Consider the following 22,997-nt stretch of genomic DNA (forward strand, 5'->3'; position numbering starts at 1 on the left):
GACGACGATACCAACTGGTGACGCTCCGCTCGGCGACGGTGTCGCTCCTCGTCCGCAGCGGCCAGGATGGGGGGATGGGGATGGGCATGGGGATGGGCATCAGGTCGAGTCGGGGCGTCGTGGCGACCGTCGTCGTGGCCGTCCTCGCGCTCGCCGCCGGATGTGCCAGCTCGAGTGACCTGCTCCAACGGTTCGAGTCGCTCATGGACGGTGTCGGCGGCGTGGTCGAGATCGAGACGGCCGGGACCGACTCTCCCCTCGGCGTCGCGGAGGCCCAGGCCACGGTCGTGGTCGAGGACGACCTCTCCGACGACGACCTCGAAGCCGTCGCCGAGCGCATCAGGCCGTTCGTGGCCCGCAACGTCGGTGACTCCTCCGACTGGCGGTTCGTCGATGTCCGGCGAGGCACCGTCTCGTTCGAGGTGCTCGCCGACGAGGGCGACACGGCGGCCCAGCTCGACCTCGCGCGTCGCGTCGCGGACGACGCGGTCTTCGCCGAGGTGTCCCTCGCCACGCACGCGTTCGGCGAGGACGGGGCGACCGGGGACGACTCGCCTCGGCGAGGGTTCGGGATCACGGTGGTCCCCTCGGACTCGTCGGACGTCGTCTCGGCCTGGCAGCGGGCACGCTCCCTTCGGGACGCCGCGGCCCAGCTGGCCGACGTCGACGTGACGGCGTGGAGCCCGGACACCCGCCGGTTCGTGACCGAGAACGTCTCCGGGTTCCCCTCGGTCCTCGACGATCCCGCGACGTCCGACGTCGTCCTCGACGCCGCCGACCAGGCCCGTCTGCTCGACGCCGTGGGGGCTGCGGATCTCGGGGCCGGGCGGGTCGAGGTCCTGCCGGAGGGCATCCGGGTCGACCTCGACACACCGAGCGTCACGGGTCACCACTCGCGCGACGAGGTGGCGGAGGCGTCCCCGCGAGCGGCACGGATCGCCGGCGTCCTCGTCGGGATGTCCGAGGTGCCCGGCACCTCGATCGGCTTCGTCTCGTCACCGGACGAACGGCGAGAGCTCGACGGCGACCTGTCCGCCGCCGAGTCGCTGGTGGACGTCGTCGCACCCGACACGGTCACCTACTCGGCGATCAGCGCCCGGTCGGTCGAGGTATGGACGTCGGGGCTCGAGGGCGCCGTGCCCGCGATGCAGGCCATCGGCGGTTCCGCGGCCGTGTCCGGGATGGACGAGATCCGCGTCTCGTCCGGTGGAGCAGACCGTCGGGGACTCTCGTTCTCGGGCCGGCCCGAGGCACTCGCCGTGCTCGCCACCGTCACGGGCGCCATCGTGGCCGCACCCCGGATCGAGGGCGTGGCCGTGACCGCCACGGAAGGCCGCCTCAGCATCGAGTTCGACGACGACGACGACACCGACGCCGCCCTGGCGGACGTCGTCGGCGCGGTTCGGACGGCACCGGCCGGGACCGTCGTGACGTTCCGGCGAGACGTGCGCGGGGCGGCCGACCTCGTCACCGAGACGGTCGGCCAGGGGGCGACGAGCGACTGCTCGACGCTCGCCGCCGACGACGCAGCACTGTGCGCGATCGTCCGGTCCGCATGGGGTGCGTGATGCTCGGTGCTGGCACCCCGGGCCCGAAGGGTGCACGATCGGACGATGACCTCGCCGATCGACCACGCCGACCCGACACCCGTCGTGCACGTGCTGCACGACAACGCCGAGTGGCTGCCGCCGCTCGTCGCCGCGCTCGACGCCGCGGGGGTGCCCCACCGCGAGCACCTGCTCGACGGGACGTCCTTCGACCTCGCGGCCGCGCCTCCTGAAGGGGTGTTCTGGTCGCGGCTGAGCGGCTCGGCCCACACGCGCGGCCGGGGGACGGCCAAGGAGGTCGCGCGAGCGACCCTGCGCTGGGCCGAACGGCACGGGCGCCGGACCATCAACGGCAGCGGTGTCGTCGAACTCGAGGTGAGCAAGGTGGCGCAGTACCTGGCGCTGGCGTCCGCCGGGTTCGACGTCCCCGCGACGACCGCCGTGTTCGGCACCGCCGACCTCAAGGCCCGGGCACGCGAGCAGACGCTGCCGTTCATCACGAAGCACAACGAGGGCGGCAAGGGCCTCGGTGTGCGGCGCTTCGACGACCTCGACTCGTTCGACGCGTACGTCGACGGGCCCGACTTCGAGGTGCCGGTCGACGGGATCACCCTGCTGCAGGAGTTCCTGCAGGCCGAGGAGCCCTTCAACACGCGCGTCGAGTTCGTCGGCGGACGCTTCGTCTACGCGGTGCGCGTCGACACCTCGGCCGGCAGCTTCGAGTTGTGCCCCGCCGACGCGTGCGTCGTGCCCGACGGCGCCGACCCGGCCACGTTCGCGCCGTTCGCGGTGCGCCCGTCGGTCACCGCGGAGCACCCGCTCGTACGGCGACTCGAGGCTTTCGTCGCCGAGCACGGCATCGAGGTCGCCGGCATCGAGTTCATCGAGACCGTCGACGGCCGCTTCGTGCCCTACGACGTCAACACGAACACCAACTACAACCCGGACGTCGAGCGGTCGTCGTCGGTGTCGGCCGCCGCGACGCTCGCCGCGTGGCTGGGCGAGGTGTTGGCGGCGGAGTACGCCGCGACCCCGGCCTAGCGCCGGTCTCGTCGACATCGCCGAGCTCCGTCGACGACGTCATCCAGCCACGGTACCGACCCGGGGCCGCGCGTCACCCCGGGCCGTGGGTGAGCCGTCCCTGGTGCCCGCCCGGGTGAGCACCGTCCGAGTGGGCAGAAATGGTCCTTCGTCGGGCCGGGAGGGACCGTTTTTGCCCACTCGACGAGCACGACCCGCGCCGACGCGGAACGGGGTCAGCGGCGTTCAGGAGGCGCGGGCGGCGCCGGCGACGTCGCGAACGCGACGGCCGCGAGGCCGGTCAGCACGACCGCACCGATCGTCACGGGTGCGAGCGGCCCGGCGAACGCCGCCGCGAGCCCCTGCGTCGTGCCGAGGCCGACGACGAGCTGTCCGATCACCAGCAGCACGAGGCCGAACGCGGAGCCGAGGAGGCTCACCCGGGCCAGGTCGTGCAGTCGGCGGGAGTCGTCGGCGAGGCGGCGCGTGCCCGGCGTTCCCGGCAGGCCGGCCGAGAGTCGACGTCTCATCCGGACGAAGAGCACGAGCGCGACGACCGACAGCACCAACGGGATCGCGCTGCCGATCGTGAGGGAGGTCTGCACGACGCCGAACAAGGCGTCGGTGCCACCGGGTGAGGGCGGGGTGCTCATCGGACTCCGTTCGGCGGGGACGGTGGGTTCACGGGCGAGTTCGTGGTGGACGGGCGACTCAGGCGGACCGGGGACGACGAACTCGCCCGTGCGCGACCGCTGGTCGCCGACGAACCGCCCGGACACGACGACGCCGACCAGGCGGGAGCCGGGTCGGCGTCGTGGGCCGTGCGGCCGGGTGTCTAGTAGCGGGGCTTGCGGGCGGGCCGCTCGCCACCCTGCGACCGGTCGGGGCGGTCGTCGCGGCGGGGCGCGCCTCCTCGGCGGTCGGGCTTGATCTCGATGAGCTTGCCGCTGATGCGGGTGTCGCTCAGGCGGTCGAGCATGTCGCTCGAGACGTCCGAGGCGAGCTCGACGACCGAGAAGTCGGGGCGGATCTGGATCGCCCCGAAGTCGTCGCGGCTCAGGCCGCCCTCGTTCGCCAGGGCACCCACGATCTGACGCGGCTCGACACGGTGGCGGCGACCGACCTCGATGCGGTAGGCGGTCATCGGCTTCGACGTCCGCGGGCCACGCTCACGGCGCTCGCCCCGGTCGTCGTCGCGACCAGCGCGCGGGGCACGGTCGTCGCGCTCGCGCAGCGGCCGCTCGTCGCGCTGCGGGCGCTCGTCCTTCGGGTCGAGCAGCAGGGGCGTCTCGCCCTGGGCGACCACGGCGAGTGCGGCGGCGACGTCGGCCTCGGGCACGTCGTGGTGCTCGACGTAGTGGCTGATGATGTCGCGGAACGCCGAGATGCGGCTGTCCTGCGACAGGGCCTCGGTGATCGCGTCGTCGAAGCGGGTGAGGCGCGTGCTGTTGACGTCCTCGACGGTCGGCAGCTGCATCTGCGTGAGCGGCTGGCGGGTGGCCTTCTCGATCGCACCCAGCAGACGACGCTCGCGCGGCGTGACGAAGCTGATCGCGGCACCGCTCCGACCGGCACGCCCGGTGCGGCCGATGCGGTGCACGTACGACTCGGTGTCGATCGGGATGTCGTAGTTGACGACGTGGCTGATGCGGTCGACGTCGAGACCGCGGGCCGCGACGTCGGTCGCCACGAGGATGTCGAGCTTGCCGCTCTTCAGCTGGTTGACCGTGCGCTCGCGCTGGGCCTGGGCGACGTCACCGCTGATCGCTGCGGCCGAGTAGCCGCGGGCGCGCAGCTTCTCGGCGAGGGTCTCGGTCTCGCTCTTCGTGCGGACGAAGATGATCATGCCCTCGAAGTTCTCGACCTCGAGGATGCGCGTGAGCGCGTCGACCTTCTGCGGGTACGACACCATCAGGTAGCGCTGGGTCGTGTTGACCGAGGTCGTGGTCTTGGCCTTGACCGTGATCTCTTCGGCGTCGTTCAGGTACTGCTTCGAGATGCGACGGATCTGCGGCGGCATGGTGGCCGAGAACAGGGCCACCTGCTTGTCGTCGGGGGTGTCGGCGAGGATCGTCTCGACGTCCTCCGCGAAGCCCATCTTCAGCATCTCGTCGGCCTCGTCGAGCACCAGGTACTTGAGTTCGCTGAGGTCGAGGGTACCCTTGGCGAGGTGGTCCATGATGCGACCGGGCGTGCCGACGACGACGTGCACGCCGCGGCGGAGCGCGCTCAACTGGACGCCGTACGCCTGGCCGCCGTAGACGGGCAGGACGTGGACCCCGCGCATGCCGGAGGCGAACTGCTCGAACGCCTCGCAGACCTGCAACGCGAGTTCGCGCGTCGGCGACAGCACGAGGGCCTGCGGCTTCTTGGCCGACACGTCGAGGCGCGAGAGGATGGGCAGGGCGAAGGCCGCGGTCTTGCCGGTGCCGGTCTGCGCGAGCCCGACGACGTCGCGGCCGTCGAGCAGGGTGGGGATCGTGGCGGCCTGGATGGCCGAAGGGGTCTCGTAGCCGATCTCGCGGATGGCCTTCAGGACCTGGTCGCTCAAGCCCAGATCGGCGAACGTCGGCGTCGTGTCGGCTTGCTCTGTGGCGTCGCTCGGGGCTTGCTCGGTGGTGTCACTCATGGTGCAACGGTAGCTTGTCCAGGCCCTCTGCTGTTGCTCCCGCCCGCGAGGCGGGCCGAGTCAGGTCGGTGCGAGGGGCAGCACCGTCGCGACGAGCGTGGTCACGACGACCACCGTGGTCAGCGCGGAGGTCGCGACGGCGAGTCGGCGCAGGGCCCGGGACCGGCCCGGCCGTCGTCCGACCGTGGCCGACACGAGGGCCGTCACGGCGAAGGCCGCCGAGGTCAGGCCGACCACGGGCGTCGACGCCCGGCGACCTCGAGCGAGGCCGAACGGGAACCCGGTGGCTCCCTCGTCCAGCTCGCCCCAGCCCCACGCGACGTACCCGGCGGCGGCGACCGCCGACAGGGCCAGCGCGAGTGCGGGCTGGTGGGGGATCGGCTCGCGGTGGACGGAGACGCTCGGCGGGCCTCGTCGAGGGGGACGCCGGGGGCGGAGGATCGGGTCGCCGGGGTCGAGGGTGTCGTCGAGCAGGAGTCGGCCCCGACGGCGGAGCACGATCACCTCGTCGACCGGACGGGGTTGCCGCGAGTCCGGCTTCTGCTCCTTCGCAGGGGGTGACACGGTCATTAGCCTACCGGTCGTCAGTCGAACGGACGGGCCTCCGTGTCGGCGGCCCGAAGTAGTCTTCTCGACGACCGATCCCGCCCCGCGACACCCCGAAGGACGATGTGCAACCGACGTACCGCACCGCCAGCGGTCGACTCTTCCAGGCCGACTGCCTCGAGGTCCTCGCCGAGCTCGACGACGAGTCCGTCGACCTCGTGTTCGCCGATCCGCCGTTCAACCTGGGCAAGGTCTACGGGGCGGGCATCGACGACTCGCTCGACGAAGACGCCTACCTGGCCTGGTGCGGTCGGTGGATCGCCGAATGCGTCCGCGTGCTCCGGCCGGGCGGTTCCTTCTACCTGTTCAACCTCCCTCGCTGGAACATCGAGCTGGGCCACGTGCTGAACGGCGAGGGCATGACCTTCCGTCACTGGGTCGCGGTCGACATCAAGTACGGTCTGCCGATCCCCAACAAGCTCTACCCGTCGCACTACTCGCTGCTCTACTACAGCAAGGGCAAGCCGTCGCGCTTCGTCCGTCCCCGCCTGCCGATCCAGGTGTGCCGGCACTGCGGCCGGGACATCAAGGACTACGGCGGCCACCGCAGCAAGCTGCACCCGGACGGGATCAACCTGACCGACGTCTGGCTCGACATCCCGCCCGTGCGACACCGGGCGACGAAGACCCGCGGGGCGAACGAGCTCAGCGAGAAGCTGCTCGAGCGCGTGTTGACCATCAGTTCCGAGCCCGGCGACCTCGTCCTCGACCCCTTCGGCGGGTCGGGCACCACCTACGCCGTGGCCGAGAAGATGCACCGACACTGGGTCGGCGCCGAGATCGGCGACGTCCAGCCGATCATCCGCCGCCTCGAGGGCGAGGACGCCCAGGTCGAGCTGCCGGGGCGCGGCGACACGGGGCGCGGCGACACGGGCCGTGGCGACGCCGGGCGCGGGGTGACTGCCGGGGCCGAGCGCTAGCCGTTCGAGGTCGCCGCGTCTGCCGGGGGCTCTGCGGATCGGACCGGAGTCGAGAGAGCGACCCCGGGCAGGCGGGGTGCCGTGGGGTCCGCGAGGCGCGGGCGTTCAGGGGTGGGGCTCGGCTTCGAGACCGTCTCGGTGGCCGACGGCACCACGGGGATCGGTGCGGTGGGCGTGGGCGCGGGCACCCCGACCGACGGCTCAGCGACGGGTGCCTCCGCGGCGACCGTCGGGACGATGATGCTGATCGGCGTCGTGTCCGTGTGGACCGACTGCACCCGCACGCGCTTGGCCCGGCGCAACCACCGGCGCGCGCCCGGGGTCGCGAGCAGGCTGCCGAGCACGAGTCCCGCGCCGATCGCGAGGGTCGTCAGCATCGAGAACACGAAGTCGACCTCGGCGCCGTCGTTGCCGGCCATGAAGTTGAGCAGCGACGACGCGACGGCGAGCGACGGCAGCAGCGACCCGCAGAACGCCGGCACGGCGATGACCGTCGCCGCCGTCCGCAGACGAGCCGCGGCCACGGTCGAGAGCGCTCCGAGCAGGGTCGCCGCGACGAACGTGGCCCCCATGAGCGGCAGGTCGAGCTGGCGCAGGGTGAAGAGCGAGAGGTTGCCGACCAGGGCGACGCCGATCGTGATCGGGATCATGCGGGCGGTCGACCCCTGCGCGATCGAGTTGGCCGACGCGGCGGCGAAGCTCGAGATGAGCGAGAGCCAGAGCGGCAGGGCCTGCAGGGTGATGTTCGTCGGGTCGACCTCGATGTCCGCGAACCGTGCGGTCACGGCGAGTCCGGCCGGGATGCCGCACACGACCCCGGCGACGATCAGCCCGATCACCAGGGCGCGCCCGACCGCCATCGACCGGAAGCCCGAGATCGCGTCCTGGGCCCAGGTGACGATCGTGGGGTGCGGCAGGACGAGGACGACCACGGCCGCGACCAACGCCGCCGCGCCTCCCGGGGTCAGCAGCCCCGCCCAGATGCCGAGCGTGCCGAGTGCGGCGGTGGACGCGGCCTGCAGGCCGATGACGAAGAACTGGGGGATGCCGCGGGCGGTCAGCCCCCGGCCGGACGTCATGATGCCGATCATCACCACGAAGGCGCCGACGGCGGCCTGCCACGTGCCGCCGGCCTGCAGCGTCACGGAGACGCCGAGCAGGCCCATCGCCAGGTCGGTCATCCATGAGGGCCACCGGGGCGGGGACTTCAAGACCTCGACGAGGCCGGCCACCGCCTCGGTCATGTCGCGGTCGTCGTGCAGCAGGTCGTCGACGATCTGGTAGACCCTCGACAGCCGGTGCAGGTTCGAGCCCTCGGCGTAGATGACCCGGGTCTTGACCAACGGGTTGACGCCGGCCGGGGCGTACTGGATGGTGATCGCCGTGCCCGTGATGTCGAGCTCGAGCGGGGCCAGGTTCCACTTGGTGCTCACGGCCACGATCGCGACCTCGGTGCTGCGGACGTCGGCACCCGACGACAGCATGACGTCGCCCAGGTCGAGGCAGAAGTCGACGATCTGACGGGGCGAGTAGAGGTCGCCGCCGATGCCGTGCTCGGGCGTCGTGCCCTCGTAGATGGTGCCGCGCAGTCGGGCCCGGACGTCGCGCAGTTCGTGCTGGTTGACCAGTCGTGACTGGGCGGGCCCCTTCGGCCTGCCCTTCGGGGCCTTGGGCACCCGCGGCGGTCGGGGCTTGACCGGGGTGGGCCGCTCAGGGCGCCTGGTGTCCGACACGCTGACCTCTTCCTCGCTCACGACCGGCGGGCCGGGGCACCGCCGAGGCGGTCCCCGCGGACCCGTCCGTCGAGTCTAGGAGGCGCGGTGCCGGACGTCCGGTCCGGACGCGTCGAGCAGGTCGTCGCCCCTAGGACGCGTGGTCGGCGTCGTCGTCGTCGCCGCGCTCGGCCCGCGCCTCGCCCGCGTCGCCCCGCTCGCGACCGGCGTCGGCCATGTCACGGTGACCGTGGTCCGCGCGCATGGGGGCGTCGTCGCGGTCCCGCTCGGCGGCGTGCGCCCGGGCGTCGCGTTCGGCCTGCGCGACGAGCTCGGGGTCGTCGTCCATGTCGTCCTGCCCGCCGGCGAACGGCGACTGCGTCTGGGCCACGATGGCCTGCGAGGTCGAGCCGAGGATCACTCCCGGGTCGACTCCCTTCTCGTGGGCGAGGGCGGCGGTGAGGCCGGCCGCGAGGCTGCCGCCGGCGGTGCCGAGGGTCGCCATGACGTCCTCCTGTCGAGGCGTCAGCGGTTCGTCGGTCAGCTCGGCGACGACCTCGCGGAGGTTCTCGTCGCTGGCCTCGACGGCCTCGGGGTCACCCTGCGTGATGGCCGCGGCCTGGGACACGATGGCGAGCGCGAGGGCCGCCGCCTCGTCTTCGGGCGTGCGACCGGTGGGCTCGTTCGTGTCCTGATCCATGGGCCGACCGTACGCCCGGGCCGCGTGGGGCCTGTCAGGCGGGAGGGGCGGGGTACGTCGGTGTGGACGCGCCGGCCGGGAATGCCGGGAGGCGCGATCGGCTTGGACCACGGATGAGCACCACCGAGACCCCCCAGACCGACAGCACCCGGCCCGCCGCCCCGACAGTTCCGGGCACCGCCCTCGTGGTGGGCGCCAGCGGCATCACCGGCACCGCCCTCGTCGAGCAGTTGACGCGCGAGGGGTGGGACGTCCTGGCCCTCTCGCGCCGCGCCTCCTCGTCCGACGGGGTGACGGGCATCGCCGCCGACCTGACGAGTGCCGAGAGCCTGCGCACGGCGCTGGCGGACGCGAAGCCGACCCACGTGTTCTTCGCCGCCTGGCAGAAGCGCGACACCGAGGCGGAGAACATCGCGGTGAACGGCGCCATGGTCCGCGACCTGCTGGCCGCCCTCGACCACGCCCCCGTGCGACACGTGTCGCTCGTCACCGGGCTGAAGCACTACCTCGGCCCGTTCGAGGCCTACGGCACGGGCGACATGCCCGACACGCCGTTCCACGAGGACGAGGAGCGCCTGCCCTACCCGAACTTCTACTACGCGCAGGAGGACGAACTCTTCGCCGCCGCCGAGCGCCAGGGGTTCACCTGGTCGGTGCACCGGTCGCACACCGTCATCGGGTTCGCCGTCGGCAACGCCATGAACATGGGGCTGACCATCGCCGTGCAGGCCGCGCTGAGCAAGCGCCTCGGCCGTCCGTTCAGGTTCCCGGGCAGCGAAACGCAGTGGAACTCGCTCGTCGACGTCACCGACGCGGGCGTCCTCGCCGAGCAGATGATCTGGGCCGCGACCGACCCCGCCGGTGCCGACGAGCCGTTCAACGTCGTCAACGGCGACGTGTTCCGCTGGCGCTGGCTGTGGCCCCGCCTCGCCGGCCACCTCGGCATCGACCCCGCACTCGTCGAGGGCTTCGAGGGCGAGCCGCGTCCGCTCGAGCAGCAGATGGTCGGCCTCGAGCAGGAGTGGCGCGACCTCGTCGCCGAGCACGACCTCGCCGAGCCCGACCTGTCGCGCGTCGCCTCGTGGTGGCACACCGACGGCGACCTCGGCCGCGACATCGAGGTCGTCACCGACATGGGCAAGGCCCGCGACGCCGGGTTCACCCGGTACCGCCGCACCGAGCAGGCGTTCGTCGACCTGTTCGAGCGCTACCGCGCCGCCCGCCTGATCCCATAGGCCCCGAACCGCCGAGGAGGCGCGGTGCCGGTGGCGAGACCGGCGCCGCGCCTCCTGCCGTCTACGCCCCGGGGTCGGCGCGCTCGGCGTCGGCGATCGCGTCGCTCGGCACCGGCTTGCCCCGCCGCGACACGAAGGTCACGAGCCAGAGGACGACGCCGATCGCGAGCAGGCCCCCGGCGATCGTGTACTGCTCGGCGCCGCGACCGGAGGACACCGGCAGCACCAGCCAGAGGCAGGCCACGACGCCGACGATCGGCAGGACCGTGCCCGCGCGGAAGTGTCCGTGCGACACCGTGTCGCGACGCAACACGAGGACGACGACGTTGACCAGGGCGAACACCGTCAGCAGCAGCAGGGACGTCGTGCCTCCGAGCACGGCCACGATCGGGGACTCGGGCGAGAGCGAGACGTAGCCGATCAGCACCAGGCTGAGAGCCGTCGTGAAGACGATCGACGCCCACGGGGTCTGCCGCTTCCGGTGCACCCTGCCGAGGAAGCCCGGCAGCACGCCCTGCTTGCTCATGCCGTAGAGCAACCGGCTCGCCATCATCATGTTGATCAGGGCGCTGTTGGCGACGGCGAACATCGAGATGAACGGCAGCAGCCCGCCGATCGGGAAGTCCGGGGCGGCGGTGTTCACCACGGTGACCAGGGGGGTCTCGTTGTCGGCCAGGTCGCCGATCGGCACGATCGCCACGGCGCAGATCGAGACGAGCACGTAGATCACGGCGGTGATGCCGAGGCCGGTCAGCATGACCCTGGGGAAGACGCGGCTCGGGTCCTTGGTCTCCTCCGCCATGTTGACCGAGTCCTCGAAGCCGACCATGGCGAAGAAGGCGAGCGACGTCGCGGTGCTGACGCTCAGCAGCAGCGACTTGTCGCCCGGCGTCTCGAAGAGCACCACCTGGCCCCAGTCCGCGTTGCCGCCGGCGATGAACCAGAACCCGATCAGGATCACCATGACGAGGCCCGACAGCTCGATCAGGGTGAGGACGACGTTCGCCTTGACGCTCTCGCTGACCCCGCGGAAGTTCACGGCCATCACGAGCAGCATGAACGCCATCGCGATCAGCATCACCGCCGAGTTCGACAGCTCGACGCCGATGCCCGCCGCCAGGTTGGCCGCGAACGCCCGTGACGCCGTCGACGCGCTCGTGATGCCCGAACACATCACCACGAAGCACACGATGAACGTCACGAAGTGGATGCCGAACGCCTTGTGCACGTAGAGGGCCGCACCGGCGGTCTGCGGGTACTTCGTCACGAGCTCGAGGTACGAGAACGCCGTCACGAGGGCCACGGCGAACGCGATCAGGAACGGCAACCACGCCGCACCGCCGACCTCGGCGGCGACCTGCCCGGTCAGGGCGTAGACGCCCGTGCCGAGGATGTCGCCGACGATGAACAGCAGCAGCAGCTTCGGACCGATCGCCCGCTTCAGCTCGGTGGGGCTCTCGCCCGTGTCGGTCGTGGGCGGCTGCGCCTGGTTCGCGGACCGGGGGTTCGGGGGCTGCTGGTTCGTCGTCGACATGCTGACCTCCGGGGCGCATCGGTGTGTCTCGGGCGTTCCGGTCATCCTGCTCCCGCCGGAGCGGCAGCGGAAGAGGCGGCCGGACATCGTCACACCCCCGACACAGAGGCGGCGTCCGCCCGACACCAGGAGGCGCGTCCCCGGTCGCCGGGACGCAGGCGGTTCCCGAGCCACGCGTCGTACCCTGAGCCCATGTCGGTCCGCCTGTCCCCACCCGAGTCGTCGACGTCCGGCCCCGCACCGACGCCCGGCCCCGCCGACCCGATGACCCCCCGCGCCGCCGGGCTGTGGGCCGCCCTCGCCGGCATCGTGTCGATGGCCGCGTTCCTCGCCGCCGCCGAGGTCGTCGCCCTCGTCACGGGGCCCACCGGCAGCCCGCTCTTCGCCGTCGGCTCGGCCGTCGTCGACCTCGCCCCCGCCGGCGTGAAGGACGCGATGGTGTCCCTGTTCGGCACCGGCGACAAGGTCGCCCTCTTCGTGCTGATGGGCGTGCTGCTCGTCGTCATCACCGGCGCGGCCGGCTACGGCGAGTACCGCCGCCAGCCGATCGGCAAGATCGCCTTCGTGGCGGGCGGGGCGCTCGCCGTGATCGCGGTCCTGACCCGCGCGGACGCCGGCCAGGTCGACGCCATCCCGAGCCTCGTCGGCACCTTCGCCGCCGTGCTGCTGGTCGACAAGCTCGCCTCGCGCCTCCGTCGGTGGGTCCGTTCGACGTCGGCCGGGTGGGCGGAGCAGACCCAGCCCGTCCCGCCGTTGCGCGGGCCCGGGCTCGAACGCCGGTCGTTCCTGACGTACACGGTCGTGGCCGGCGTGGCCGCGGTCGTCGTCGGCACGGGGGCCCGCGTCGTGAACGCCGGCCGGGCGAACGCCGCGGCCCTGCGGCGCGCCCTGACGCTGCCCCGCGCGAGCGTGACCGAGGCCGCGGTCCCGGCCGGCGCCTCCTTGGACGTCGAGGGCATCACGCCCTACGTCACGCCCGCCGCCGACTTCTACCGCATCGACACGGCCCTGCAGGTGCCGTCGATCGACCCGGCCGACTGGAGTCTGCGCATCCACGGCCTGGTCGATCGCGAGGTGACGATCTCGTTCGACGAGCTGCTCGCCCTGCCGCTCGAGGAGCACATGGCGACCCTCAGCTGCGTCTCGAACGACGTCGGCGGCGACCTGATCGGCAACGCCCTCTGGCTCGGCTACCCGATCCGCTCGCTGCTCGAGCGCGCGGGGCCGAACGGCGGCGCCGACATGGTGCTGTCGCGCAGCATCGACGGCTTCTCGGCCGGTACGCCGCTCGACGTGCTGCAGGACGACGGCACGGACGCCCTGCTCGCGGTCGGCATGAACGGCCAGCCGCTGCCGATCGAGCACGGCTTCCCGGTGCGGATGGTCGTGCCCGGCCTGTTCGGCTACGTGTCGGCGACCAAGTGGGTCGTCGAGATGGAGGTCACGCGGTTCTCCGACGCCCAGGGCTACTGGACGCCTCGCGGCTGGGACGCCCTGGGGCCGGTCAAGCTCGAGTCGCGCATCGACGTGCCCCGCGACGGGGCCTCCGTCGACGCCGGGACGGTCTCGATCGCGGGGGTGGCCTGGCAGCCGCACACGGGCGTCGAGGCGGTCCAGGTACGGATCGACGGCGGCTCGTGGGTCGACGCGACCCTGGCCGACTCGGTCTCGGCCGACACGTGGCGCCAGTGGGTCCATCGCTGGGACGCCGGGGCCGCGGGCTCGGGGTCGCACACGATCGACGTTCGGGCGCAGGGCGCGGACGGCACCTGGCAGCGCGAGCAGTACGTCCAGCCGGCTCCGAACGGGGCCGAGGGCTGGCACCGCGTGACCGTCGAGGTCGCCTGACCCGGCGGACGAGGAGGCGCGGGTGCCAGGGTGGGAGGTCGCGGCCCGTCCGCCGCGCGGCCCGCTCCCGGGGCCGCCGCCCGATCGAAGGGACCACCATGTCCACCACCGTCCACCTCGAACTGCACGTCGACCCCGCCCGGCTCGACCTCGCCCACGAGATCGCCCGCGAGACCCTCGTCGCCACGCGCGCCTGGCCCGGCTGCCAGGGGCTCGAGGTGCTGATCGACGACGCCGACCCGTCGGTCATGATCGTCGTCGAGACGTGGGCCTCGTCGGCCGACCACGACGCCTACGTCGCCTGGCGCGCCACGCCCGAGGGGGCCAACCGCCTGCCCGAGGTCTTGCTCGCGCCGCCGACCACGCGGACCTTCACCGAGACGGTGTCGCTGGCCTGACGCCCGCCTCGGCCCGGCCCGGCTCGGGTCAGGCGTCGAGCAGGCCGCGGATGTCGTCGGCGGTGAGCGCCGCGCTGAACACGGCGTCGTCGTCCATCACGGCGTCGAAGAGCTGCGACTTCTGGGCCTGGAGGGCCAGGACCTTCTCCTCGATGGTGTCGTTCGCGATCATCCGGTAGACCATCACGTTGTCGGTCTGCCCGATGCGGTGCGTGCGGTCGACCGCCTGGGCCTCGGTGGCCGGGTTCCACCACGGGTCGAGGATGAACACGTAGTCCGCCTCGGTCAGGTTGAGCCCGAACCCGCCCGCCTTCAGGCTGATGAGGAACGCGGGTGCGTCGCCGGTCTTGAACCGGTCGATCACCTCGGCCCGACGTCGGGTCGACCCGTCGAGGTACTCGAACGCGACGCCACGCTGGTCGAGCCGGGCGGCGACCTTGTGCAAGAACGTCGTGAACTGGCTGAAGATCAAGGCGCGGTGCCCCTCGGCGACCACGTCCTCGAGTTCGTCGAGCAACTGGTCGAGCTTCGCCGAGGGGATGTCGGCGTAGGCCTCGTCCACGAGTGAGGCGTCGAGCGAGAGCAGGCGCAGCAGGGTGAGCGACCGGAAGACGATGAACCGGTTGCGGTCGAGGTCGTCCATCAGGCCGAGCAGCTTCTGTCGTTCACGCTGCAGGAAGGCGTCGTAGAGGTCGCGGTGCGCGGGGTCGAGGTCGACGCGGAGGACCTGCTCCTGCTTGGCGGGCAGGTCGGACGCGACCTGTTCTTTCGTCCGGCGCATCATCAGCGGTCGGATGCGCCGGCGGAGCTTCTGGAGCAGGTCGGGCGCCTCGCCCGTGGCGATGGGCTTGACGTAGTCGTCGGCGAAGCGGACGCTGCTGCCGAGCAGTCCGGGCGCCACCACGTGCAGCAAGGACCACAGGTCGGTCAGGCTGTTCTCGAGCGGCGTGCCGGTGATGGCGAGCTTGAACGGCACGTCGAGGTCGACCGCGCACCGGTGGGCCTGCGAGGCACGGTTCTTGACGAACTGTGCCTCGTCGAGGATCAGCCCCGCCCACCCTTCGGCCTGGTAGGCGGCGAAGTCGAGGCGGAACAGGGCGTACGAGGTGACGACGACGTCGGCACCCCGGGCGAGGTCGTGCACCGAACCGCGTCCGCCCTTGGCCTGCGTGGCGGTCACGGCGCGGACGGTCAGCCCTGGTGTGAAGCGGGCGGCCTCGGCCAGCCAGTTCGACACGACCGACGTCGGGGCCACGACGAGGAAGGGCGCGGGAGGAGCGCCGGGACCGTCGGCCGCGGCCGGGGCCGCCTCGGCCGTGGTCGCTAGCGGGTCTGGGGCCGCTGCCGGGCCCGCGGCGGCTGCCGGGCCGCCTGCCCGCATCCGTTCGGTCTCGCGCACGTGCGCGACGAGGGCGAGCGTCTGCAGGGTCTTGCCGAGGCCCATGTCGTCGGCCAGCACCCCGCCGAGCCCCTGCTCGTGGAGGAAGGCGAGCCAGGCGAACCCCTCGTGCTGGTACGGGCGGAGGGTCGCGTCGACCGTGGCCGGCACGGGGGTCGCCGTGGCGGCTGCGAGGCCGCCGGCGTCGGCCAGGGCGAGCAGTCCGCCGACCGACCGCTGCCACTCGGCGGCGGGCACCGTCTCGTCGGCGAGTTCGTCGAGCTCGGACCAGAGGCTGGCCTGGTAGCGGTTGATGCGTGGCGCGACCTCCCATTCGTCGAGTGCCGACGCCTCGTCGATGAGCCTCTTGAGCTCGTCGAAGGCCGGGTGGTCGAGGGACAGGTACGAGTGGTCGACCAGCAGCAACTTCTTGCGCCCCTTCGCGAGGGCGGTGATGAGCGGCGTGAAGGGCACGGTCCGTCCCTCGACGGTGACCAGCACGCCGAGGTCGAACCAGTCGCGCTTGTCGGTCGGCATCGTGGTGATGGTCAGTCGGGGCTCGTCGGTCAGCTCGTGGTAGTCGGGCCGCGTGCCGACGAGGTCGACCTGTACGTCGGGTCGCGCCTCGAGTGCCTGCAGCGTGCCGGTCGCGAACTCGGCTGCGGTCACCCCCTTCAGCACCTGGTCGCGGGGGACGACGTCGAGCTCGGCCAGGTCGGGGACGGGGGAGTGGGCCGTCAGCGGTCGGGGTGCCCCGTCGATCGTCCACCGCCAGGTCAGGCGGATGGTCTGCCCCTTCTCGAACCCGACGGTGAGCGTCAGCACGGGCGGCACCATCGTCGGGAACTCGATCGACGCGTCCGAGCTGACGACGTCGACGCGCCGGCGGAGGGCGGGGTAGTAGTCGCGGAGGAACTCGTCGGAGTCGGCGGCCGGGACCACGACCTCGGGCGTGATGGTCAGCAACCGCCGTTGCTCGTCGTCGAGCGGCCCCGCGGTCGGCGCGAGCGTGAAGGTCGGTGCGGGTTCGTGGGCGACGCACCACACCCCGTGGTCGGCGATGACGCCGGTCGACTCCGCGCGACGGGCCACGCCGTCGACGGTGACCCCGGCGGTCAGCAGCATCGAGCCGTCGTCGCCCCGCACCGCGTCGACCGTAACGCGGGCCTCGTCGCCGACGACGACGTCGGTCGCGCGCTTGCCCGTCACGAGCGAGATGCCCAGGCGACCGGCCTCGGCCAGCAGCGGCCACAGCAACGGGCTGGCGAAGTCGTCGACGAACAACCAGTCGGCGTCGCCCGGCGTGTAGGTCGAGACCGCCGACCGGTGGAGCGCCGCGAACTGGCCGAACCAGGCGTGCTGATCGGGCTCGATGGCCAGCCGGTTGAGCTGGTACGGCAGCGACGTCCAGGTCAGGTTGCCGCGCACCCAGTTGCCCGTGCCGCTCAGGGTGACCGGCCGCACGCCGAGTCGCTGCACCGTCGGTCCGCCCTGCCGCCGGGCCGAGGGCGCGACCGCGCGCCCCCGGGTCGAGTGCGCCCGGTCGCGCAGTTCGAAGAGCAGACCCATTCGCGTCGTCCGGACCGAGGAGGCGCGGGTCGGCTGCCCGATCGCCCCCACCGTCGACCGCCAGTCGCTCGCTCCCGTGCCGGACCGGGCCGCCCCGAGCGCGGTCACGCCCCCGGTCGTCAACTCGTCGACGGTGGGGGCCGGGGCGCTGCGATCGGCCACGGCCCGGGAGTTGCTCTGCAACAGCGTCGCCGCGACGTGCTTGCAGTCGCTGCCGATCGGGCAGGTGCAGCGGCTGCGGACCGGGCGGCTGTACTCGCCGCGAGTCGCCCGCAGGTCGACGACGACCTGGTAGGGCGTCGACTCGGCCCCTCGGACGGTGCCCTCGAGGCGCTCGTCCGCCGGGTGCCAGGCGGTGTCGAGCACGGCTCCGTCGCGGACGTATTCTTTCGCCCGGTTGAAGGCGCGCGGCCCGACGAGCCGGATGACGTCGACGGCGTCGACCATCGGCACGGCCGTCGAGTGGACGGGGCCGTCGGCGTCGCCGTCACCGGCCGGGAAGCCGTCGTGCACGTCGAACTCGTCGCCCAGGTCCATGCCGCCCATGATGTCAGCCGCCGCCGACACCTCCGGCTCGCTCCCCAGGTGTCGTGGTCCTCCCCGGGATCGTCCGCCGGCCCCCGTCGTCCCGCCCCCAGGGCGTGCGTCGTCCACACCCCCGGACGCGTGGCTAGGTGTCGGGGCGCAGCGGTGCCACACTTGACCCGTGGGGCCCACCCCGCACCACCCCGTCGGCACAGCAGCTGGCCCGCACCATCCCGCTCGTCCCGTCGCCCCGCGTCATCGTCCTGCCCGAAACGTTCCCGCCTCACCGGCACCGAGCCGTCGTCGCCCCGGTGCCTCTCACCCTGCCCGCACGCTCGAAGGGATCGGCACCCCGTGTCCATCGTCACGCCCCGCGACGCCTCGCGCCTCTCGCACCTCCGCGCCCTGCTCTTCGACCTGGACGGCGTCCTGACGCCGACCGCCGAGGTCCACATGCGCGCGTGGGCCCGCCTCTTCGGCGACTACTTCGCCGCGCACGACCTCGCGCCCTACACCGAGGCCGACTACTTCGAGCACGTCGACGGTCGGCCCCGTTACGACGGCGTCCGGGCGATGCTCGCGGCCCGCGACGTCGTCCTGCCCGAGGGGTCACCCGACGACGACCCCGAGGCCGAGACGGTGTGCGGTCTCGGCAACCGCAAGAACGCGGCCTTCGCCGCCGAGCTCGCCGAGAACGGCGTCACGCCGTACCCGGGGTCGGTGGCCTTCCTCGATCGGGCCCTCGCCGAGGGCGTCCGGGTCGCCGTGGTCTCCAGCTCGCGCAACGCCGTGCCGGTGCTCGAGGCCGCGGGCCTCCGCGACCGCTTCGACGTGATCGTCGACGGCGTCGTGGCCGCGGCCGAGGGCATCGCCGGCAAGCCCGCCCCCGACACGTACCTCGAGGGCGCCCGCCGCCTCGGCCTCACCGCCGACGACTGCGTCGTCGTCGAGGACGCGCAGTCCGGCGTCGAGGCCGGTCGCCGGGGTTCCTTCGGCCTCGTGCTCGGGGTCGACCGCGGAACGGGTGCGCAGACCCTGCTCGACTTCGGGGCCGACCTGGTGGTCGACGACCTCGGCGAGCTGGTCGAGGCGCTCGACCGAACCCGCGCCTCCTCGGCTCCGAATCCCGACCAGGCGACACCGGGCACCCCCTCGACCAGCAGCAGCACCACCGGCACCACGGAGGCACAGTCGTGAACCACATCACGTCCGACCCGCTCGACCGCTCGCGGTTCCCCGTCGACGAGTGGGCATTCGTCGAGGACGAGTACATCCAGGGCGACGAGGGCCTCACCGAGACCGTCTTCGCGGTCGGCAACGGGTACCTCGGCCTCCGCGGCAACCCCGACGAGGGGCGCGGCGGTCACTCGTTCGGCACCTTCGTCAACGGGTTCCACGAGACCTGGCCCATCCGGCACGCCGAAGAGGCCTTCGGGTTCGCCCGGGTCGGCCAGACGATCGTCAACGTGCCCGACGCGAAGGTCATCCGCCTCTACGTCGACGACGAACCGTTCGTGCTCTTCGAGGCCGACATCCTCCGCCACACGCGACGCCTCGACTTCCGCGACGGCGTCCTCACCCGCGAGATCGACTGGCGCACGCCCTCGGGCAAGCGCGTTCTGGTGACCAGCCGCCGTCTGGTGAGCTTCGAGGACCGCCACCTGGTCGTCATCGAGTACGAGGTCACGATGCTCGACTCGTCGGCGTCGCTGCTGATCTCGAGCCAGATCCTCAACCGTCAGGACATGGGCGACCAGTACCACGCCGGCATGCGGGCCGCGGCCGAGGCGTTCGACCCGCGCAAGGCCGAGTCGTTCGACGACCGGGTGCTGCAGCCCGTGCTCAACCGCAACGGCGGCACGCGGGCCGTGCTCGGCTACCGCACGACGAACTCGGGCATGACGATCGCGGTCGGCGCCGAGCACCGCATCGAGACCGACGCCGAGTGGGACCAGTCCTCGCAGATCGACGACGACATCGCCAAGCACGTCTACCGCGTGAAGGCGCAGGCCGGCCAGAAGGTCCGCCTGACCAAGACGATCACCTACCACACGAGTCGCGGCGTGCCGCCTCGCGAACTGGCCGACCGGTGCGACCGCACCCTCGACCGGGCCGCCGAGACGCCCACGGCCGAGATCTTCGAGCACCAGCGCGCCTGGCTCGACGACTTCTGGCAGCGCAGCGACGTCCAGGTCGCCGGCCAACCCGAGATCCAGCAGGCCGTCCGCTGGAACCTCTTCCAGCTCGCGCAGGCGACGGCCCGGACCGACGGTCAGGGGGTCGCGGCCAAGGGCGTGACGGGGTCGGGCTACGGCGGACACTACTTCTGGGACACCGAGATCTACGTCCTGCCGTTCCTGACGTACACCTCGCCCAACGTGGCCCGCAACGCCCTGCGGTTCCGTCTCGGCATGCTCGACGCCGCCCGTGACCGGGCCGTCGAGTTGAACCAGCGCGGCGCGCTGTTCCCGTGGCGCACCATCAACGGGCTCGAGTCGAGCGCGTACTACGCCGCCGGCACGGCCCAGTACCACATCGACGCCGACATCAGCCACGCCCTCAGCCAGTACGTCCAGGCGACCGGCGACGAGGACTTCCTGCAGAGAGGTGCCGTCGACATCCTCGTCGAGACGGCGCGACTGTGGGCCGACCTCGGCTTTTGGCGCTCGAACGGCGACCAGCGGTTCCACATCGACGGCGTCACCGGGCCCGACGAGTACACGACCGTCGTCGACGACAACCTCTACACGAACGTCATGGCGCGCGCGAACCTGCGGGCGGCCGTCCGGGCGGTCACCCGCCTGAAGGACGACTCTCCCGTCGCGTTCGACCGGATGGTCGACCGCCTCGGCCTCGAGGAGCACGAGATCACGGGGTGGCAGCTCGCCGCCGAGGCGATGCACATCCCGTACGACGACCACCGGGGCATCCACCCGCAGGACGCCCAGTTCCTCGACAAGGAGCTCTGGGACCTCGAGGCCACCCCGGCGAACAAGCGACCGCTGCTGTTGCACTACCACCCGCTGGTGATCTACCGCTTCCAGGTGCTCAAGCAGGCGGACGTCGTGCTCGCGCTCTACCTGCAGGGCGACGAGTTCACGCCCGAGCAGAAGCTGCGCAACTTCGAGTACTACGACGCGCTGACGACGGGCGACTCGACCCTGTCCGGCGTCGTGCAGTCGATCATCGCGGCCGAGGTGGGCCACCACCAGCTGTCGCAGCAGTACTTCCTGTCGTCCCTCTACGTCGACCTGGCCGACCTGCACAAGAACACGTCCGACGGCGTCCACGTGGCGTCGACCGGCGGCATCTGGAGCGCGCTGGTCAACGGATACGGCGGCATGCGCGACTGGCTCGGCTCGATCACCTTCGACCCGCGCCTGCCGGCCGACTGGGACGAGCTCTCGTTCCGCGTCGCGATCAAGGGCAGCCGGGTGCGCGTCGACCTCGCCCAGCACGAGATCGTCTTCACCGTCGAGACGGGCGACGCCGTGACGCTGTCCGTCCGCGGCGACGAGTTCCGGGTCACCCCCGAGGCTCCGGTGCGGGTGGCCCTCGAGGGCCAGGGGCCGCGCATCACGACGCGCGTCCCCACGACGAGCGACCTCCGGGGGCTGATGCGCGCCGACGGTTCCGTCATCACGGCGTCCATCCCGACGATCAGCGTCGACCGCTACGACGAGGACGAAGCCGCGTCCTGACCGACGCGACGTCCGTCGCCCGGACGACCCGCGCCTCCCCGGCCCCGAGGGCTGAGGAGGCGCGGGTCGTCCGGGCGAGGGGGTCGCGTCAGTGCACCGGGACCGGTGCGTCCACGGCGGGCGAGGCCGACGCGTCCACGTCGTCCGACTGCGGGACGCGGCGACGGAACAGCAGGGCCGCGATGACCGCGCCGACCGCGAAGAACCCTGCTCCCCACCAGTACGCCGTGGCGTAGCCGGTCACGGCGGCCTCGGCCGCGACGGCCCCGGTCGCGGGCAGGTGGTCGGCCACGTAGTTCGCGGCCGCGGTCGCCGCCAGGGTGTTGAGCAGTGCCGTGCCGATCGACCCGCCGACCTGCTGGCTCGTGTTGACCATGGCCGAGGCGACGCCCGCGTGTCCGCGGTCGACGCCGAGCGTGGCGGTCTGGATCGACGCGGGCATGATCGAGCCCATGCCGAAGCCCAACACCATCAGGGCCGGCAGCACGTTGGCGGCGTACATGCTCTCGAGGTCGAGCCGGGTGAGCAGCAGCATGCCGACCACGCCGAGGGTCATGCCGAACGGCACCATGATCTTGGGCCCGAAGCGCGGCACGAAGATGTTCGTCGACAGCTGGGCCGCGAGGACGAGCATCGCGATCATGGGCAGGAAGGCCAGGCCGGTCTTGGTCGGCGTGTACCCGAGCGAGGTCTGCAGGTAGTACGTCACGAACAGGAAGATGCCGAACATGCCCGCGCCCGCGATGGTCACCGACGCGTAGGCGGCACCCCGGTTGCGGTCGAGGACGATCGACAGGGGCAGCAGGGGGTGCTCGGCCCGGCGCTGCCACGCGACGAACGAGGTGAGCAGCACGACGGCCGCCGCCAGGAAGCCCCAGGTCAGCGGCGAGTCCCAACCCTGCGTCTCGGCGTTCGAGAAGCCGTAGACGAGCGAGAAGAGCGCGCCGGAGACGAGCAGCGTGCCGGGCACGTCGAGCTTGGGTCGCGGTCCGGTGCGGGTGACGTGCGACACGAAGATCGCGGCCCCGGCGATCGCGACGGCGGCGATGACGACGTTGATGTAGAGGTTCCAGCGCCACGAGGCGTACTGGGTCAGGAACCCGCCGAGCAGCAGGCCGATGGCTCCGCCGGCACCGGCGATCGCCCCGAACACGCCGAACGCGCGGGCACGCTCCTTCGGGATCGTGAAGGTCGTGGTCAAGACGGCGAGGGCGGTCGGGGCGAGCAGGGCGCCGAACGCGCCCTGCAGGGCGCGGGCGAAGACGAGCAGCCCGAAGGTGCCGGCCGCACCGCCGAGGGCCGAGGCGAGGGCGAAGCCGATCAGGCCGATGATGAACGTGCGCTTGCGGCCGATCAGGTCGCTGACGCGGCCGCCGACGAGCAGCAGGCTGCCGAAGGCGAGCGAGTAGGCGGTGATGATCCACTGCCGGTCGCCGTCCGAGAAGCCGAGGTCGGTCTGGGCGGCGGGCAGCGCGATGTTCACGACGGTCGAGTCGAGGACGACCATCAGTTGGGCGAGGGCGACGGTGGTGAGGGTCCACCAGCGCCGGGACGGCGGCGGGGTGGCAGAGGGCGAGGAGGCGCGGGTCGCGCCGTCAGGGGAGGTGGAGGCCTGAGACATGAGCGCGAGCATATACGAGTCTCGCGAGTTTCGGATACAGGCAGTTTCGTAAAC

16 protein-coding genes are annotated in these 22,997 nt (G+C 72.0%); 8 read left to right on the forward strand and 8 right to left on the reverse strand.

The genetic code is table 11. From position 1 onward, the window contains the following. The first annotated feature begins 74 nt into the window (after window positions 1–74). Window positions 75–1,568, forward strand: a complete 1,494-nt coding sequence (locus tag HQQ78_RS00310; RefSeq protein WP_173150732.1) for a hypothetical protein — start codon at window positions 75–77, stop codon at window positions 1,566–1,568. Between the two features lie 45 nt (window positions 1,569–1,613). Further along, complete coding sequence (locus HQQ78_RS00315) at window positions 1,614–2,588, forward strand: RimK family alpha-L-glutamate ligase (RefSeq protein ID WP_173150733.1); 975 nt, start codon at window positions 1,614–1,616, stop codon at window positions 2,586–2,588. 215 nt (window positions 2,589–2,803) lie between these two features. On the opposite strand, the gene HQQ78_RS00320 is transcribed toward HQQ78_RS00315, so the two are convergent. From HQQ78_RS00320 to HQQ78_RS00330, 3 genes are all read right to left on the reverse strand, one after another. Then, window positions 2,804–3,220 carry a hypothetical protein gene (locus HQQ78_RS00320; protein WP_173150734.1) on the reverse strand — a complete coding sequence of 139 codons (417 nt, stop codon included), beginning with the start codon at window positions 3,218–3,220 and terminating at the stop codon, window positions 2,804–2,806. A 182-nt stretch (window positions 3,221–3,402) separates the two neighbouring features. Continuing rightward, window positions 3,403–5,196 carry a DEAD/DEAH box helicase gene (locus HQQ78_RS00325; RefSeq protein ID WP_056044815.1) on the reverse strand — a complete coding sequence of 598 codons (1,794 nt, stop codon included), beginning with the start codon at window positions 5,194–5,196 and terminating at the stop codon, window positions 3,403–3,405. A gap of 60 nt (window positions 5,197–5,256) precedes the next feature. Next, window positions 5,257–5,760, reverse strand: coding sequence for a hypothetical protein (locus HQQ78_RS00330; protein WP_157485271.1), 504 nt, complete (start codon window positions 5,758–5,760; stop codon window positions 5,257–5,259). A gap of 107 nt (window positions 5,761–5,867) precedes the next feature. Between HQQ78_RS00330 and HQQ78_RS00335 the strand changes: the two genes are divergently transcribed. Further along, entirely contained in the window at window positions 5,868–6,722 is an 855-nt protein-coding gene (locus HQQ78_RS00335; protein ID WP_157485268.1) for a site-specific DNA-methyltransferase, read from the forward strand. On the opposite strand, the gene HQQ78_RS00340 is transcribed toward HQQ78_RS00335, so the two are convergent. Both HQQ78_RS00340 and HQQ78_RS00345 read right to left on the reverse strand, forming a co-directional pair. Then, window positions 6,719–8,455 carry a threonine/serine exporter ThrE family protein gene (locus HQQ78_RS00340; RefSeq protein WP_371740294.1) on the reverse strand — a complete coding sequence of 579 codons (1,737 nt, stop codon included), beginning with the start codon at window positions 8,453–8,455 and terminating at the stop codon, window positions 6,719–6,721. The genes HQQ78_RS00335 and HQQ78_RS00340 overlap by 4 nt on opposite strands. Window positions 8,456–8,585: 130 nt before the next feature. Further along, a complete protein-coding gene (locus HQQ78_RS00345) occupies window positions 8,586–9,134 on the reverse strand; it encodes a hypothetical protein (protein ID WP_173150736.1) in 549 nt (182 codons plus the stop codon). A gap of 113 nt (window positions 9,135–9,247) precedes the next feature. On the opposite strand from HQQ78_RS00345, the gene HQQ78_RS00350 reads away from it, so the two are divergent. Then, window positions 9,248–10,369 (forward strand): SDR family oxidoreductase, encoded by a 1,122-nt coding sequence (locus tag HQQ78_RS00350; RefSeq protein ID WP_173150737.1) that lies wholly within the window; start codon window positions 9,248–9,250, stop codon window positions 10,367–10,369. A gap of 61 nt (window positions 10,370–10,430) precedes the next feature. On the opposite strand, the gene HQQ78_RS00355 is transcribed toward HQQ78_RS00350, so the two are convergent. Then, window positions 10,431–11,903, reverse strand: a complete 1,473-nt coding sequence (locus tag HQQ78_RS00355) for an APC family permease (protein ID WP_173150738.1) — start codon at window positions 11,901–11,903, stop codon at window positions 10,431–10,433. Window positions 11,904–12,095: 192 nt separating this feature from the next. Here HQQ78_RS00355 and HQQ78_RS00360 point away from each other — a divergent pair, with 192 nt between their 5' ends. Further along, window positions 12,096–13,751: a molybdopterin-dependent oxidoreductase gene (locus tag HQQ78_RS00360; protein ID WP_371740295.1), complete on the forward strand. Its 1,656-nt coding sequence runs from the start codon at window positions 12,096–12,098 to the stop codon at window positions 13,749–13,751. Between the two features lie 98 nt (window positions 13,752–13,849). Then, window positions 13,850–14,149, forward strand: a complete 300-nt coding sequence (locus HQQ78_RS00365; protein WP_173150739.1) for a putative quinol monooxygenase — start codon at window positions 13,850–13,852, stop codon at window positions 14,147–14,149. A 28-nt stretch (window positions 14,150–14,177) separates the two neighbouring features. Here HQQ78_RS00365 and HQQ78_RS00370 read toward each other — a convergent pair whose 3' ends face one another. Then, window positions 14,178–17,633, reverse strand: coding sequence for a DEAD/DEAH box helicase (locus tag HQQ78_RS00370; protein ID WP_173150740.1), 3,456 nt, complete (start codon window positions 17,631–17,633; stop codon window positions 14,178–14,180). A gap of 342 nt (window positions 17,634–17,975) precedes the next feature. Between HQQ78_RS00370 and HQQ78_RS00375 the strand changes: the two genes are divergently transcribed. Next, the gene (locus tag HQQ78_RS00375; RefSeq protein WP_371740296.1) at window positions 17,976–18,818 is read left to right on the forward strand and encodes an HAD family hydrolase; all 843 of its coding nucleotides are present in this window, start codon (window positions 17,976–17,978) and stop codon (window positions 18,816–18,818) included. After that, entirely contained in the window at window positions 18,815–21,322 is a 2,508-nt protein-coding gene (locus HQQ78_RS00380; protein ID WP_056044802.1) for a glycoside hydrolase family 65 protein, read from the forward strand. Before HQQ78_RS00375 ends, HQQ78_RS00380 begins: the two co-directional genes overlap by 4 nt. A gap of 88 nt (window positions 21,323–21,410) precedes the next feature. Here the strand turns inward: HQQ78_RS00380 and HQQ78_RS00385 are convergent, their stop codons facing one another. Next, window positions 21,411–22,943, reverse strand: coding sequence for an MFS transporter (locus HQQ78_RS00385; protein WP_173150741.1), 1,533 nt, complete (start codon window positions 22,941–22,943; stop codon window positions 21,411–21,413). Window positions 22,944–22,997 lie beyond the last annotated feature (54 nt).

The organism is Frigoribacterium sp. VKM Ac-2859, assembly GCF_013204925.1.
In the GTDB taxonomy this organism is placed as follows: Bacteria; Actinomycetota; Actinomycetes; order Actinomycetales; family Microbacteriaceae; genus Frigoribacterium.